The 15310-nt window shown below is 39.3% G+C and carries 21 protein-coding genes; 10 read left to right on the top strand and 11 right to left on the bottom strand.

What is annotated here, in order from left to right; genetic code table 11:
• Positions 1-163 precede the first annotated feature (163 nt).
• From C9J48_RS24075 to C9J48_RS24105, 9 genes are all read right to left on the bottom strand, one after another.
• Positions 164-1966: a P-loop NTPase fold protein gene (locus C9J48_RS24075; protein ID WP_006231925.1), complete on the bottom strand. Its 1803-nt coding sequence runs from the start codon at positions 1964-1966 to the stop codon at positions 164-166.
• Positions 1967-2046: 80 nt separating this feature from the next.
• Positions 2047-2649 (bottom strand): ATPase, encoded by a 603-nt coding sequence (locus tag C9J48_RS24080; protein ID WP_050764903.1) that lies wholly within the window; start codon positions 2647-2649, stop codon positions 2047-2049.
• A gap of 59 nt (positions 2650-2708) precedes the next feature.
• Entirely contained in the window at positions 2709-3182 is a 474-nt protein-coding gene (locus C9J48_RS24085; RefSeq protein ID WP_006231928.1) for a hypothetical protein, read from the bottom strand.
• 24 nt (positions 3183-3206) lie between these two features.
• Complete coding sequence (locus C9J48_RS24090) at positions 3207-3698, bottom strand: hypothetical protein (protein WP_006231929.1); 492 nt, start codon at positions 3696-3698, stop codon at positions 3207-3209.
• Entirely contained in the window at positions 3698-3868 is a 171-nt protein-coding gene (locus C9J48_RS28020; RefSeq protein ID WP_006231930.1) for a hypothetical protein, read from the bottom strand. Before C9J48_RS28020 ends, C9J48_RS24090 begins: the two co-directional genes overlap by 1 nt.
• Positions 3869-3883: 15 nt before the next feature.
• Positions 3884-5587 (bottom strand): rolling circle replication-associated protein, encoded by a 1704-nt coding sequence (locus C9J48_RS24095; RefSeq protein WP_006231931.1) that lies wholly within the window; start codon positions 5585-5587, stop codon positions 3884-3886.
• On the bottom strand, positions 5574-5741 hold the full coding sequence (locus tag C9J48_RS28025; protein WP_006231932.1) for a hypothetical protein: 168 nt from the start codon (positions 5739-5741) through the stop codon (positions 5574-5576). The genes C9J48_RS24095 and C9J48_RS28025 overlap by 14 nt, the downstream gene beginning before the upstream one ends.
• Positions 5741-6025 carry a hypothetical protein gene (locus tag C9J48_RS24100; protein ID WP_006231933.1) on the bottom strand — a complete coding sequence of 95 codons (285 nt, stop codon included), beginning with the start codon at positions 6023-6025 and terminating at the stop codon, positions 5741-5743. Before C9J48_RS24100 ends, C9J48_RS28025 begins: the two co-directional genes overlap by 1 nt.
• Positions 6022-6231 (bottom strand): hypothetical protein, encoded by a 210-nt coding sequence (locus C9J48_RS24105; protein ID WP_006231934.1) that lies wholly within the window; start codon positions 6229-6231, stop codon positions 6022-6024. The genes C9J48_RS24100 and C9J48_RS24105 overlap by 4 nt, the downstream gene beginning before the upstream one ends.
• A 159-nt stretch (positions 6232-6390) precedes the next feature.
• Between C9J48_RS24105 and C9J48_RS24110 the strand changes: the two genes are divergently transcribed.
• From C9J48_RS24110 to C9J48_RS24115, 3 genes are all read left to right on the top strand, one after another.
• On the top strand, positions 6391-6945 hold the full coding sequence (locus C9J48_RS24110) for a hypothetical protein (RefSeq protein WP_006231936.1): 555 nt from the start codon (positions 6391-6393) through the stop codon (positions 6943-6945).
• Between the two features lie 369 nt (positions 6946-7314).
• Entirely contained in the window at positions 7315-7455 is a 141-nt protein-coding gene (locus C9J48_RS28030) for a hypothetical protein (RefSeq protein WP_006231937.1), read from the top strand.
• Positions 7456-7540: 85 nt separating this feature from the next.
• Positions 7541-8353, top strand: coding sequence for an SMI1/KNR4 family protein (locus C9J48_RS24115; protein WP_131541645.1), 813 nt, complete (start codon positions 7541-7543; stop codon positions 8351-8353).
• A 104-nt stretch (positions 8354-8457) separates the two neighbouring features.
• Here the strand turns inward: C9J48_RS24115 and C9J48_RS24120 are convergent, their stop codons facing one another.
• Positions 8458-8829, bottom strand: a complete 372-nt coding sequence (locus C9J48_RS24120) for a DUF3653 domain-containing protein (RefSeq protein WP_006231939.1) — start codon at positions 8827-8829, stop codon at positions 8458-8460.
• A 128-nt stretch (positions 8830-8957) separates the two neighbouring features.
• On the opposite strand from C9J48_RS24120, the gene C9J48_RS28445 reads away from it, so the two are divergent.
• Positions 8958-9212, top strand: coding sequence for a helix-turn-helix domain-containing protein (locus C9J48_RS28445; RefSeq protein ID WP_006231940.1), 255 nt, complete (start codon positions 8958-8960; stop codon positions 9210-9212).
• Between the two features lie 51 nt (positions 9213-9263).
• Here C9J48_RS28445 and C9J48_RS24125 read toward each other — a convergent pair whose 3' ends face one another.
• The gene (locus C9J48_RS24125) at positions 9264-9554 is read right to left on the bottom strand and encodes a WYL domain-containing protein (protein ID WP_006231941.1); all 291 of its coding nucleotides are present in this window, start codon (positions 9552-9554) and stop codon (positions 9264-9266) included.
• A 657-nt stretch (positions 9555-10211) separates the two neighbouring features.
• Between C9J48_RS24125 and C9J48_RS24130 the strand changes: the two genes are divergently transcribed.
• The 6 genes from C9J48_RS24130 to C9J48_RS24155 all read left to right on the top strand — a co-directional run bounded on the left by C9J48_RS24130 (position 10212) and on the right by C9J48_RS24155 (position 15228).
• Entirely contained in the window at positions 10212-12056 is a 1845-nt protein-coding gene (locus tag C9J48_RS24130; protein WP_006231942.1) for a lipoxygenase family protein, read from the top strand.
• A gap of 277 nt (positions 12057-12333) precedes the next feature.
• Positions 12334-12576, top strand: a complete 243-nt coding sequence (locus tag C9J48_RS24135) for a hypothetical protein (RefSeq protein WP_006231943.1) — start codon at positions 12334-12336, stop codon at positions 12574-12576.
• Positions 12577-12808: 232 nt separating this feature from the next.
• Positions 12809-13024 (top strand): hypothetical protein, encoded by a 216-nt coding sequence (locus C9J48_RS24140; protein WP_006231944.1) that lies wholly within the window; start codon positions 12809-12811, stop codon positions 13022-13024.
• A gap of 284 nt (positions 13025-13308) precedes the next feature.
• Positions 13309-13989 (top strand): outer membrane beta-barrel protein, encoded by a 681-nt coding sequence (locus C9J48_RS24145; RefSeq protein ID WP_006231945.1) that lies wholly within the window; start codon positions 13309-13311, stop codon positions 13987-13989.
• A gap of 164 nt (positions 13990-14153) precedes the next feature.
• Positions 14154-14498, top strand: coding sequence for an antibiotic biosynthesis monooxygenase family protein (locus tag C9J48_RS24150; RefSeq protein WP_006231946.1), 345 nt, complete (start codon positions 14154-14156; stop codon positions 14496-14498).
• Positions 14499-14541: 43 nt separating this feature from the next.
• Positions 14542-15228 carry a hypothetical protein gene (locus C9J48_RS24155; protein ID WP_036803705.1) on the top strand — a complete coding sequence of 229 codons (687 nt, stop codon included), beginning with the start codon at positions 14542-14544 and terminating at the stop codon, positions 15226-15228.
• The last annotated feature ends 82 nt before the right edge of the window (positions 15229-15310 follow it).

The following is a 15310-nucleotide window of genomic DNA, read 5'->3' on the forward strand; positions in this document are numbered from 1 at the left end:
TGTGACTGCATACCCTTTAGTTTTTGCATTCATGTTTATTAGCTCTCTGTATAAACGTGGTTAAGAGCCAATAGGAAAGCAGGTGATTCGGTTTTAAGGCAAACGAAAAAAAGCCCGTGAACCTATAGGTTTACGGGCTTTTGAATATTAGACTTGAATCAAATTAAGTTAGTACTTTATTTTTTGAAATTGCTTCATCAAGAGATATTATAAAATCAGTTATAGCTATACTACTAAGTGATTTTGAATGTTGCTCTAAATGAACTTTCATTTCAGACAATAGCGATGAATAAAAACCACATTCAAGTTTTAAGTTAGGGTTCTGATGTGTTCTATTATATCGTTCTATAACTATCTTGCTTATTTTGTTTATATCCCTGCATGATTGCCCCTTAAAGGCAGACAAAAAATCTTCCGCCTTTACTTTGTTTAATATACTTCTATTCTTAAAGGAACTATATTTTTTACCTTCGGATAACATATCATCAAGGCGATCTATGTCATTTTCAGTATAAAATAGAAAGTTATCAATGTAGGCTTCCATATTTCCCGAACTCATATTTAAATAAACCTCATCAATAAAATCATTAATAGAACTCAATCGAGGTGAATCAAAATACACTCTTCCTTTATAGGCGCTGTCATATGCCCTACTATTTATATAATCGAAAAGTTTTTCCTCAGACAGATAAAGTATTGAATTCTTGGCATCGGAAATTATTTTTTCAATGTTCAAATCGCCCACGCCCTTGTCATCAAGAAAATAAAACAAAGCGATAAGGTGTTTGATTTGCCCTACTTCTGAGTAAGTTGCTTTTTCTAATTTTATTGATTCCCTTTCAATGAGCCCATTAAGTTCTTCATCCTTAATTCCCCATAATTCCCATAATTCTTCCCAACCATCAGGTATGTACCTTTTATAGGATATACCTTCTATGTACCTATAATCCACATGCCCATCGACAATGATTCTCTTCCAATCGTCAGGACTAAGATTACTATCAAACATAGAATACCCATATTTAGTGATTATACTTTTAAAATAACTTTTCTTTTCAGTACTATCTTCAGGGAAAGTTTGAAATCCATGTACCAATCCTTCAAATAATGCATCATTATTATTAAGTGTATATTCTAAAGCAATTGGGAAATAACAATAAAACAAAGACCTGATTGCTTCGTGATTATCTATAAATGAAGGGGAAAAATTACTCGATATAAAATCGAAATCAATAAGTACTTTTTTTAATACTCGAAGGTTTGTAATTTCAGCCTTTTCACTGACGCTAATTATTTTTTTGATTTCTTGTTTGTAAAGACGGCTAGTGACTGGCGATTTTTCTTGAATAGTTGTGGTAAGGTTTTCTATAAATAACCTTATGTTTGTTTTTACTTTAAATGTTTTACCAATCGTTTTTTCTTTAATATTTGAGTACGAATTTAAATCACAGTTTTCAACTGAAGAGTCACATTTTAACTTTGACTCATCAGAAATGACAATAACATTACACCCTTCATGTTCGACTAGATTGTTAATATATGCTAACGCCTCGGCTGGATGCATACCTGAACGTTCAAGGTCATCAAAGATCCACAGTTTTTTATTTAATTTGCTTGCAATATCATTACCAGAGATGTCAATTTTTGCTGATGAGCTAAAACTAACATCATCATCGACTTTTATTCTAAGAGCGCCACTTAATATCCCCTTGGCAATCTTAGTTGCTAGCTTGATACTTTTGTTTTTAAATAAAGGAAATAAACTTGAAAAAATCTCACTATCTATTTCTCTGTTATCTTTAACTCCATATAAACTTATATAACAATACGCATCATTAGGTAAGTTCTTAAGGAAGTTTTTGATAAAGAATGTTTTTCCTGTCCCCCAACCACCGGTAATTAATACTGCATATTGTGGTGATTCAAGATCAATATATGAGTGTAAATATTTGTTTATAGTTTCCAAAAAAAAACCCTTAAAACCAATCGTGACTTACTATGCACATACTAAGCCATAATTAATTTTAAATATAGAAAAACAATAACTTACCATGCTATTTTACCCATCACCCAAGTCTTTCCATCCTGTAAAATATACTCAAGCTTAACCAACGGAATAATCTCACTGGCTGGTATCCCCGTTTTGCGTTGGATGTAATGCGCACTATCATCGGCTTTTTGCATCATCACACACGCATACTGACAGTTATCAATGATCGTCTTTGATACTTCTTGCCCACGCTGAAACATGTTGATGGTGTGAATGTTGTATTTCCGCCCTAGCCTCAATAACTTGCCATGATAGCCCGTTGCTTTGCCCGTGGTGTGGCTATGCTCTGCGACTTCTTCGCAGATTACTTTTATAGGTTTGGCATGTTTACCATCACCAACGCCCCATGCAATTGAGCAGAAACGGTCAAAATCTTCTTCGGTTGTTTCTCGTTTTGGATAATACGCAATCTTAAACCCTTGCTTGGTTTTACGCCCTGCAATAACGGCAATGGCAAAGTCACGCAGGTTGGAATAGCTACGAACGACCCGACCCGCGAGTTTTCCTTGGTAGTCATTCAAGGGATCAAAAATTACGACTTGGTCGGTTGCCTTAACAAACAGCTTTTTGGCTGCGGATGTTTTCCCGCAGCCAGACATGCCAACCGCATACGCATGATGATTATCTAGCGTATTGTTTTGGTTAACAGGTTGGAGTTTCACGCGGTCACCTTTTCGTTATCATCATCGTTCGCTGCCTTCTTCGATTTTATGTCTTCTAGCTTTAACTGCCTGACTTGCATCATGCTGCTGAACCCTAATAAACCAATTGCAAACAATGCCATGATTTCATCCATATACGGTTCTAACCATGGCGGTGGCTTACCGCCGTATTTCACGATCAAAGGCGCAACCTTATAGGCTACGTTTTCGGCTTGGTCTGCATCAAATTTGAAGTCTTTGTGCACCGCCATTTTCAGTGTTGATTCTGTTGCCATTAACCCCATGAACACGATACCTGCTGCCGCTTCAATGGACATGGTTTCGGGTTCTTCTTTTGCTTTAACGTCGGTTTGTGTTGGATCAAAATCGACATCGTCATTGAAGCTATTGGTAAATCGTTTTTCATCTTCTTCTGAATGATGTTCAATCTGTTCGGCTTCTTCTGTCTTGATTGGGTCTTCTAGTTCCATGTTGTTTCCTATAGGTTGATTGGGTTAGTTGAATTTAACGATTGCACCGCCAGTAAGCCCGCCAAGGACAATGCCGCAAAGCACAGCACCCCAACCAATACGCTTTTGTTGCGGTTCTTTTTCGGTTTGATTATCGGTTGTGGTTCGGTTACGGGTTTGCTCTGCAAGGCAGGTGGTTGCTGGCTTGTCTGGTTTAACGATTGGGCTTTTATTGTCTCCGCTTTCACCGCTTGTCTCTGTTGGTGTTGGCGATGCTTCTTCAATGATGCTGGATTCTTCGGGTTGCGCTTGCTCACTGGTGATTAACTCCGCTTTAGTCACATAGAATTGATTGAATACACGTTGAACTGGATCTCCTGTCCGTTGGTCGGTGCCGCATTTATCGCACATTGAGTACAGGAATCTTGCGCGTTTACCCCGCGAGCGGTGCAAGGTACGCACATCACCACATTCGCAGCGTTGACCGCCAGCAGTCGGATTGATTGAGGCGCGTGTTGGCCATCCGTTGTTATCCATTAAAAATGCCCTCCACCACGTTGCTCTAATTCAGCCAATTTCTGATTAACGCCATTCATCCAAACCAACACCAAACGCAATGGTGCGATCAACTTTGAGGCAAACATATTGCCTTTGGCTTTTTGCACTTCTTTATCCAGTTCTACTGTGATTCCTTTCAATTCATCCATTGTTTACGGCTTCCTTTATGCGGCTAATGCGTGGGTTTCATACTGTTCGCGGATTAGCATTGATTTGGCTAATTCCGCTTCGTTATCGGTTTCATTTGGTACTAATGGATCGCTTAGAACGCTTTGCCAGTAAGCGCTTTTTTCTTTGAATCGTTCGTACTTATTAGCGTATTCAATACAGGCTAACTGTTTGGCTTCATTGACGGTTTGGCGATAGGCATCATCATCAGATTTCGATTCCATCGACCAACCACGTGCACCCGCCGCCCAGAGCAAAAAATCAAAGGCTTTCTCTTCGGCTTGCTCACCATCGAAGGACGCGCAATAACTGTTTTTTGTCGTGGCATATACGCCACGACTTTTGAGTTGGTCACGGCTTGCCCGCATTTGGTGTTCAATTTTCGCCAGCCTTGCACTTAACTTTTGTTGTACCTCTTTCGGCTTTTTGGCTTGTTTCGCTATCGCTTTTGCCTTGATGGTTTGGTCATGTTGCTTTTGAAGGCGGCGAATATAACGATCAATCGGTTTGCGCCATTGCTCTAACTTGTACCCTAATTCTTTGATAATCGCTGCCATGTTGCCCGCTTCAAAACTGGCTAAACAATCCCAACCTGGAGCGCGGCTGCAGCGGGCGATGTTATAGCGATTGCCTTTGATTAAACCTTGATTGGCATTGCCGCCTTTAGCGGCATACCCCACGGCTTTAATGATGTAAGTTCCTGCCGCTTTGGTGTGTCTGATTTTTTCTAGCTTGGCAAACCCATGCCCCCAAATGTTTTCGATACGCGAAGCCCACGCTTCAAAGTGTTCACGTTCTACTGTCCATTGCAGCAAAATATGCACATGGGGATTCGGTTCACCATCATCATTGGCTGGACATTCCGCTACCCAAATGTAGTGAAATGGATCTTCTATCGGCTCTAATTCAAATGGCTCGTTGTCAGTATTAATTCCGTGCCAGCCGCGCTGATACATCTTTTTCAAGCCATCCAGAAAACGGGATACCTCTTTGCCAATGGTGGTTTCGCCCGAGAAGATTCTTTCACGTTGCTCGGGTGAAAATGTCGGGGTTAAGAAGGTAGTAAAACCATCATGGCAAGCTGCGACATATGCCCCCGATTCGAAAATTTTGGTAACAGCACGTTGGGTTAGTTTTTCGGTGTAGCGTTCGCCAGATTGGGCTTCGGGTGCGGCACTTGGTCGGGTTTGGGTATGGTGCAAAACGCGATATTGATTTGACCAGTTACGATTCATTAATCTGACTGTGGATAACGGCTTGGTTTCATTGGTCTCTGCTAGCTCGTACAAGGTGTCATGATTGTAGAAAGCCTCGGTGCTGGATAGCACCGTATCACCGCGCTGTAGCTTGCGTTCTTGTCTCAGAATACGGTCTAACGCGGCTTGTTGTGGGTGTGTCGGACTTTTGCGCCCTTGGACAAGCCTATTGTTTTCGTCACTTCGTGCCGCCGCTTCGCGGAGATGTTTAGCGTTATAGTTAGGCAAAGAAGCAGCATGCGCTTTTTGTTTATTGGCAATAAAATCAGTATCTCGGTTAACGCGATTTAAATCCCAAAATTGTTGCGGTGTAACTTCTTGAGGTCGTGGACCACAAAAATCGAATCCTAAAAAACCGCTCTCGAAGGCGGCTTGATTGCTTTTAGTTATATCGGCTGGCTGAACTGCGCCAGCCACATAGAGAACATCGTTAGGTGGCAACATTAGCAATCACCTCCGTTAATTCCTTTCGAGTTTCTTTGATATCGGCCATAAATTGAATCGCGGTGCGGCGTTCGCCCGCCAATCGATAACTCCGCGCCAGCGCAATGCTGGCACGAATGTCATTTTTCAAAAGTTGATAAAGGGTGTTGTTCATTACAAGCCACCCATAACATCAACGGCGTTAGCAAAAGCCTGATAGATGCGACGAAACTCAGCTGCATCATTCAAGAAAAACGCGACATCTTCATGATCGCCATTAAGACGATTTTGACGCGCAATCATTAGAGAACGCTTACATTCACGATAAGCATGGTCAGCCATGTACTGTGCGGTGATTGATTTATCTAATGGGATCGCAACTTCGTGCAATGGCATAGAAGAAACCGCCGCCCCCGAAGGGGCTTTAGTCACTTGCTTAGGGATTCTTTGAATGATCATGATTCACCACCTGCTAATACCAAGTCATCATCAAGAAAGTCATCAACATTTCTCGTCACTAACAACTGAATTTGAAATGGTTGTCCTTCGACTTCTAACTCGGCCAGACCCATGCAATTATCATCAGCGCACACTTCTAGCATTTCAGCGATTAACTGCTCGATAACTTCGGCTGCACGACCAGCAGCTTTGATTGCTTCGCTCATAATGCGCCTCCCAATCGAAAAGTGGCGAGATACTGCCTATACTGACTTTGTTCTTGTTTACGCTCTGATTGGGTTTTGAAACGAAATTGTTGACGCAGTTGGCGGACTATATTTAATGAGTTTTTGGTCAATTCAGGCTTAGGATTTGCGCAGCCAGCCATGTCTGGGCAGGATTATGAGCGATTTATAGAAACTAAATCTTTGAATATACATATTCCAAATAAGTTTTTGTTAGATCAGACCCAAATTCTTGATGTAGCTAAGTGTAGTGATAAAGAAAAATATTGCTTTAGTGAGTTAGCTTATTACTCTGACTATGATTTGTATCTTGTTACTTTATCTATGAAGCTTACGAAAGATGAGCTTAAAAATAACCCGACTGAACAAGTACTGGAAGGTGTTTTGAAGGTTTTTCTAGCGTCAATTAACCCTATGGCAGCTGAATTTTATGGTGCTTCATCTGTGCTTGGAGAGAATGTTAACGCAAATAAGTATTCGCGTGAATCCATCATACTAGGTGTGGATGCCGATGTTGAAGGCAGACAGTATGTAGGATATGCGCGAGTAAAGCGTGGTGAGTATTTAAGTGTTTCTACTAGTGTAGAAGAAACCAATGAATCAGTAATTCAGTTCATCACTCGACTATGTAATATTGTTCGTAGTGGAAACTATCGTGCAAGTTTGGTTGAGGAACATTGTGATTTTGGCGGATAGAAATAAATTTTCATAACAAGGCCATCAAGATGACCCTTGCCACGGCGCATTTTTGGTATGAAATGGCTTGTGAGTTTACGGTGGTCTGTTTAGTTTTGGGGCGGGCAACTTATGGCAGGCGTTATGCACCTAGAGCCAAGATTTTCAATGGTAGATAGTTCATCGCTTATTTCCACGACATCCTTGGCCATTCGTTTAGCGACAGGCTGCCTGAAAGACCGTAGATAAGTTTGTTGTTGCTTTCTTTGCTGCCTTTATTTCTGGCAATTTAACACCATGATTTCAACGTTACTTTGCTGTGAAAGTGTTGGCGCATTTCTTTGCCTATTGGTTTGGTGCAGCAGCCAAGCATGCCTGTATTAGGTTGTCATGCAGGTTTCTCTGGCTCAAATTGTTGAAAGTGAATTGGAATTATCAGAGTATGAATTTGTTGCCGGTATGTCGCAGATTTATCGTGCGTGGAAAGATTTTCGGTCAAGTATGATCGTATTATTGGATGGAGTTGCATAACAAGGCAATTAAGGGTGACCCGTTACACTCGGCAGTTTTGGTATGAAGTTCGGTGTGCTTTGTTAGTTTAGTGCGGGGCACCTTATTGCAGGCGTTAACAGTTTTAGGTATGAAAATTAGAAATCTCAATTTACCCAAAGAAATGATTACAGCCATACAAACAGGATTGTTGCGACGGGATGTTGGTTCGTGGCAACTCAAAACTGATTGTGATAGTTACGGATATTTGCTCGAAACTGAGTTAGGTGAATTTTATGAATCAGAACAACCCATAATTAATGCCACAAAGCAGCTATCATCAGATTTCGTCATTGATGGTGTTTATGGTGTTTATGGTGATGGAAGTTTGCCTGACTACCCCGGAGCCATTCAAGATATAACTGATTTTAGGTATATCATTTGTTTTGGTTCGTCCGGTGATGGCGCACCTTTTTGCTTAGATTATCGTTCTTCAATCGAAGACCCCTCTGTAATTTGGTGGGATGATATTAACCGTCGAGAACGTAAGAAAATTATATGTGAAAAAATTGAAGAATTTTACGAAGCTTCAATTGCTTACACAAATGCTTGCGATCAACTGATCACTGATATTCAGCGCATGACTTATAGATGTGAAAGTGGCTATTATACAAACGACCCTGCCGCTTATGCTTTATTTGAACAGTCAATTTCAAAAATGGAAATGCTGCATGGGCTTTATTTTCAACGAATTGACTTTGATAGTGAAGACTTTGCTATAGATAAAATGCCCCTTATATGGGCTGCTAACTCCGGAGAGTTAGCTCGTAAGACTGTAAATTCTGATGAAGTATATAAGAAATCGAGAGATCATATCAAAAGTAGCTCAGACCGATTAAGTGGGTTGTGTAAGGAACTAATGCACAAGCATATGATTTAAAAATAAAGCAATAAAGGTGATACATTACACTCGGCAGTTTTTGTATGATCTTCTTCTGGTATACACTAACAGCCTTTATTTAAGCGCTGTTAGTGCATTCACTATTAATTCTTTAGTATCTTTCTTAGTGCCCTTGCCGTTTTCATGATTAAAGATACGTTACGACTATCCTGCTCTGCACCTATCTCTAATATCGCAGTACCTGTTAATACTTTGTTTGAAGATATACTTAATCCGTTAGGTGAAATTAGGTTTTCTTTGGCGATTCTCCACCCTATCCAACTTTCGCTTATTCCTACTTCTCGCCCAGTGTACATTCTCATTAACCGTTTACATTCCGGTGGTATCTCTTGGCCTCCATCCCAACGCGTGATGGTTCTCACACTTTTAAAACATAATTCGCTGGTTTCATTCTTGCTTAAACCGCACTCAAATTTGCGAAAAATATAGTTCCCCGTGAGTATCGAAGACACCATGACTTTTGTGAACCTTATCAATAATTACAAAGGCTTATGTTGTCCATCGTCATTATTGTTGTAACGGAAATGTCCTGTTTTTCCTATGGTGATCAGTATCTATCTGATCTATGTGAGATTCACAAACGATGAATGAAAAAGAGTTTTTACGCCTGAATGCTATTAGCGATGTTTGTAAGAAACGAATCCGACGATCAGATGCTGCAGGTATTCTGTCCTTGAGTGTTCGACAAGTTCAGCGACTGATCACTCGCTTTCGTCAGCTTGGCGCTGTTGGTATTACTCATCAACGCCGTGGTTTGCCATCTTCGAACAAAATTAATGAAGATGTTCGACTCAGATGCCTCGAGATAATGCGGGTAATAAAAAAGAAAATACCTTAACTTACCCTAGCCTCTAGTTATGACCAAGCCCGCTATTGCGGGCTTGGTATATTATAGTTGAGCGTAGATTCGTCTCAGGTTTCTATCACCACGTTTATAATCAGGTGGGTCGACTAAAAAGGTATCTGTTGTAATCTCAAGTTCTTGTATATTAGAAATGCTACACAAATCCCACTCATGTCCTAGAGTGACATGTTCACCTTGTGTTTGATAACATCTAAGAACTAAATTTCCTTTTGAAGATTCACCGACAGCCGCTGGTTGAGCAACACGGGGGGAACCACTGTATGTAAATTTGATTTCTTGCCTATTTTCAATTGCTGAGATCAGAGTATCAATCATACAACGCTCCTTTAAATACAGTAATCAACTTAACCTACGTTACACCCAACACCAAGATATTCAATAAGTTTCTACTCATTTTTCTGCTTATGTCCATCCACTCCCCATTCCAACGTCATGATCCGCTAACATCTTTTTAAACTCACTCAATACCGATGCATGTGCTTTATTGAACGGAAAAGTAGATGGCATATAATGAAAGTTTGCGGCTTTCGCCCGACACTTGAACTCCTTACTCACTAATAGTTACATCAACTAGTTTGGTATACCCGTTAAAATCTCTGCCGCAACAGTACCAAATCCATTTGAGTGCTTTTCTGTTTAAAGTTGAGCATAACCATCCATTTATTTTCCTTTGATAATAATGAGTCGCTAAATTAGGTGACAAAATCCGAGACTTGGCCGATTTTTTTGCAATTCCTCCTATTAACCGACATACATTTATGGAAACAGTTCACGCAAATGCAACCAATAAGCAATCTATTGAATATCTGTCAGGTGTCTTCTTGTGTGTGAACTATCTTCTCTAGAGCGTCTCATCAAATAGATGTTCAGTTGTAACAAAATAGTACCGTCGATGGAGAGATGACCATACCTTCACTATTTACACACAACGATCATTATTGCTTATTCCAATATCCAAAAGAAAGGATTCACATGTTTGATTTATTTTCTCGTAAAGATCCATCTCTTCCTCAAAATGACAGCCATCGCCAGCAAGAAAAGCGACAAGAACAACTGGTAAAAACACAGGAAAATTATGTTTGGGATTTGGAGAACCCAAATGTAGGACCTGTACCAATGGCAAAAGATGTACCTCAAGACGCAAACCCAACGTTGACATGGACGATCATCGTTTTGAAGACCTTAATGCCGATTGTGGAGAACCTCGTATCCAACGTAAAAGACACCGCTGAATTGGTAGACATTAAAAAAGGTGTGAATGAGGCCTCAGACGCGCTTGGTAGTTTGAAGCTAGGGCAACAATTGGCTTTTATTTCAAACACAACAGAGATGTTGAAATCACTGGTTGAGATATACCTCAGATTGGTTCGTGCAGAGGTCAAAGAGCATCGAGAGGATGAAGGCCTAGATGCTTATAAAGATCTTTTTCAAAAAATTCCGTTACCAGCAGTCGCTGCTGCTTTTCAACAAAATGACTGTTTTGCTCGTTATCGAGTCGCAGGCCAAAACCCCATGTTAATCAAAGGCGTTTCCAGTCTGGCTGATAATTTTCCGGTCAACGAAACTGATTATCAGAAAGTCATGGGGTTAGATGACTCATTAGCTGAGGCACTGGCTGAAAGCCGAGTATTTCTTTTGGACTATCATGAATTGAAGGTACTTGTCGATAACCCTCAAACCCCAGAGAAGCAAGTCTTCGCACCAATCGCATTATTCGCGCTACCCAAAGATAGAAAATCACTGATCCCAGTAGCTATTCAAAGCGGTCAAAACAAAGATGACTCCACAATCACCTATGCAGTACAGAATAATGATAATTCTTCAGAGTACTGGCAGTGGCAAGCAGCCATGACGATGGTGCAAGTTGCTGATGGTAATTATCATGAACTTTTTGTCCACCTTGGTCGTACTCACCTAGTTATTGAAGCTTTTACAATCGCGACTAATCGCTGTCTTGCTGAATCTCATCCCATTAATGTATTACTGCTTCCCCATTTTGAAGGCACCTTATTCATCAATAATAGTGCTGCCGGCAGTCTAATCGCCGCAGGTGGCCCCATTGAAAGTATTTTTGGCGGAAAAATTAAAGCAACTCAAAATGCAGCAGGAACGGATCGACTCGGACTCGATTTTTATAGGTACATGCTCCCCAATGATTTGGCTACGAGGCAAGTAGGCAATAGGGATTTTTTACCTGATTATCCGTATCGTGATGACGCGACTTTGATTTGGGAAGCGATTCATAATTGGACTACGGCTTATACCAGTATTTACTATACTGATGATGCGACTGTGACCGAAGACTACGAATTGGCAGCATGGGCTGAGTCGTTAATGACAGAAGGTGCTATTAACGGATTTAAACCCATCACGACTCGTGAACAGCTCTCGGATGTGTTGACGATGATTATTTTCACCTCCAGCGCACAACATGCAGCAGTTAATTTCCCACAACGTTCTTTGATGAGCTTCGCGCCAGCAGTAACCGGAGCTATCTGGGGTAAAGATCCGACAAATATTCAAACAGAAAAAGCTTGGTTACAAAACCTACCTCCGATGTCACAGTCTCTGGAGCAGCTTTCTTTGTTACAATTGCTAGGGGGCGTATATTATCGTCAACTCGGTGAGTATCGCAGCAACAACTTTCCTTATTTGGATTGGTTTGAGGATGACAGGATCACTGATCAAGGTGGACCGCTCAGTCAATTCCAAGCATCGTTAGCTGATATTGAACAAACAATTAATATTCGTAACGAAACTCGTCAAGAATACAGTTTCTTATTACCAAGTAAAATCCCGCCAAGTATTAATATTTAACCAGAATGAAGGCAATAATTAATTTTTTGCCTTCATAATTTGTCGGTGTGAATGCATTTTTTAAAATTGAATGCCACACCTACACACATTTTCTTTTAAGTAAACCCGAAAAATTCACTCTACATCTTATATGATAGGCGAGCTTTCTATTCAAATTACAATGTAACAACTCTTTCTCTACTTTTAAATACATGCAGCCTCTCTATTTATTACATACTCGCGCCTATTCATTTATTAATGTTTGATATGCTAATTACATTTGTAAAAAAGACAAATAATGATGAAATGGATTTTACTAACAGCCTTGTTTTTTTGTTTTTCTTTAAATGCTAAAACTGTAGATCAATATATTAAGCAATACAAAAATCTACCATGTTCAGGGTTAGTAACAAAAATTAAAGATATAGATAAAAAATATTCAATGGGTAATAAAAAGAAGAAAAAGGAATATCGAAAGCAGAAAAAATCGTTAAGAATACTGTATTCTGACTATAATTGTACCACCAAACAATATCGATGAATGATTGCGATATAACAAATTAAATCAGAAAACACAGTTCAATTAAGTGACAGTGTAACCTTTAGAGTTTGATGGGAATCTTTAGCGTGAGTTGAATCACTTCCCTAGCCTCTATACCCAACAACTAGTGACGCTCATCTAACTATTTGTATTCTTAACTATCACCTATAATTGTATAGGAGTAGTGTGGTTATTCAAGAATCCGATTGAACATTAATTGTCAGAGGTGATTATGAGTTTGTTTTATGTTGATAAGAAAGCGCAAGATAATGGCGATCATGAAGTTCACACAGCAACATGTACTCACAGCCCTGGTGTAAAAAACTGTGATCCTCTTGGGTACCACACAGCATGCAGTACTGCATTAAATGCCGCTAAAGAAATATATCCACAATCTAATGGCTGCTATTACTGTTCATATTCAAGCTACACTTCTGAAGACAAGTAAGAACAGATAAAGGGCTATTCACACTGATGATTGCCCTTTTTTACCAACAATCTGTATACATTTAGTCCCCCTTTATTTTCTTATACCCTCTAGATAAACAGTGACGGTGTCACCTATTGCTTGTTCATTTCGTTTAAATAAAATGAATAGTTATAATGTAACTAATTGTTTATAGATGCATTTAATATTTTAAGTTACTCTTTAATGTGAATTAATGCTTCGTAATGTATCGTAAATAGACGTTTTAATTTATGGTTCGCTGCCTAATAATTAGGAGTTGAACCATGCTTGTATTAAATGTTAAAAAATACACACCACTACTTGCTGTTATTCTTACAGCAACCTCTTTCAATACGACTGCGAACTCTGATTATGATTTCATATCTGGCGGGTTCCAGTTATCATCTTTTGATGAATATATTCCTACAGCCTTAGGTAAAAGTTACGACTACACGACTGGGTACTACTTGCGTGGTAGCTGGAATTTTTATAATAATTTCTTTGCTGAAGTTCGCCATGACTCTACATCTAAAGACAGCTTATCGATAACACAGACGACTGCTGGATTAGGCTATTTTCATCCTTTTACCGACAATTTTTCATTATATGGTCTTGTCGGTGTTGATGAAATTGATGTTCAATTCGACATCAATAAATTTGTGCATCAGGCTGATATTAGTATCTCAAGCATGAATGGCTATGTTGGAGCAAAAGACAATGCACTTACAGTAGAACTCGGTGCAAAATTCAATGTTCTAGATGCTTGGCAAATTGAACCAGCAATCAGAATGGCCGATTATGACGAAAAAATGTATGAACTACGATTAGCAAATACTATTCGTATTACGAAAAATATAGGTCTAGAGGCAAACTTTACTCACCGAGCATTAGGTGCGAATACATTTGGTCAAGTACAAAATATACGTGAGATGAACTACCAAGTGGGTATGCGTTACACGTTCTGATATTAGAAACTGTTGAAAAGGTGATCTTAGTATTGCCTTCTCATTTTATTATTATTAATTCACATGAATTAAATGATTCAAGGCTTCTTATAAACGCTGACTCTGGTAGATTTCTTCTTGGCTCACCCTCTAATTAAATAAACGAGCCGATAAGGAAGAAATAAATGAAAATACAATTATTAAGCCTATCACTACTCTGCTCTTCACCTGTTTTCGCCCAAGATGTTACTTTAATTAACCCTTTTGAAGTACCAACGGTACATGAAAAGGCAACCATTGAGCATTGGGAGAAAGCCCGTGATTTTCTTCAGACTCAACCTGGGTATGTTTCAACTCAACTGCATAAATCATTACAGCCTAATAGTACTTTCTTCTTGATCAATATTGCTAAATGGGAATCTACAGAAGATTTTCAACGTGCTATTTCAAACATGCAAAAAGTAATTCCAGCACTAGAACTTGATGGTGTGAAGAATTATCCCGCCTTATATGAAGTCATTCGTAATTAAACATATCACGATTGCTAATCATAATGTTAAAGAAGGATATACGATGAAAGCTAAAACGATAATAAGATTAATTGCAGCCCCTTTATTACTAGTTAACGCTATGTCTGCCAATAGTGCAGCCTACGGTGTGAGTACCGAGTGGAAAACAGACGATCCTCAGCAGATATTTGAGACGATGACTGCGCAAAAAAGTGCTTTTTCTCAGCTAGTAGAATCCGGAATTATTCACGATGTATTTGTTCGTAAAAGTGTTGTTGGTGATAAAGAATTCCCTATGATTCGTTTCGTTATTGAAGCTGATAATGAAGAGTCGGTAAAGAATATAATTAGCCAACTTCCCTTTTCTAAAAAAGACTTAGTCACAATTGTCGATGCTAGAGATCTTGGGAACAAGTGGCTAAATACAGAACTAGTTCAAGAAAACTACGCGATTGAACTAGAATGGACAGATGCACATTCTCCCTACGTTGTAGACCAAATTTTAGGTAAAGATTTACAGCAAGTTGTTGACTGGAATACCAGTGGCAAAGTGACATCTTCCTATCTGAATGTTCAAAAAATAGAAGATAAAAATTCAGCCAACAATGAAAAGTTAAGGCCTATTTATTCAATTGCGGTATTAGCGAAAGATGAGAAAACAGCAACAGAGATGGCCATGAATCTTGAAGCTGTAAAATCTGGTTTGGCGACTGTAAAGATAATGCACCTAGGATTCAAAATGAACTTATAACGCTGTATTGATTGTTCTAATACCAATAAGATAAAATCACACTGCTTTCAGGTTTGTTCATTCAAACCTGTTTTTTTGTACC

Source organism: Photobacterium profundum, assembly GCF_003026285.1.
In the GTDB taxonomy this organism is placed as follows: Bacteria; Pseudomonadota; Gammaproteobacteria; order Enterobacterales; family Vibrionaceae; genus Photobacterium; species Photobacterium profundum.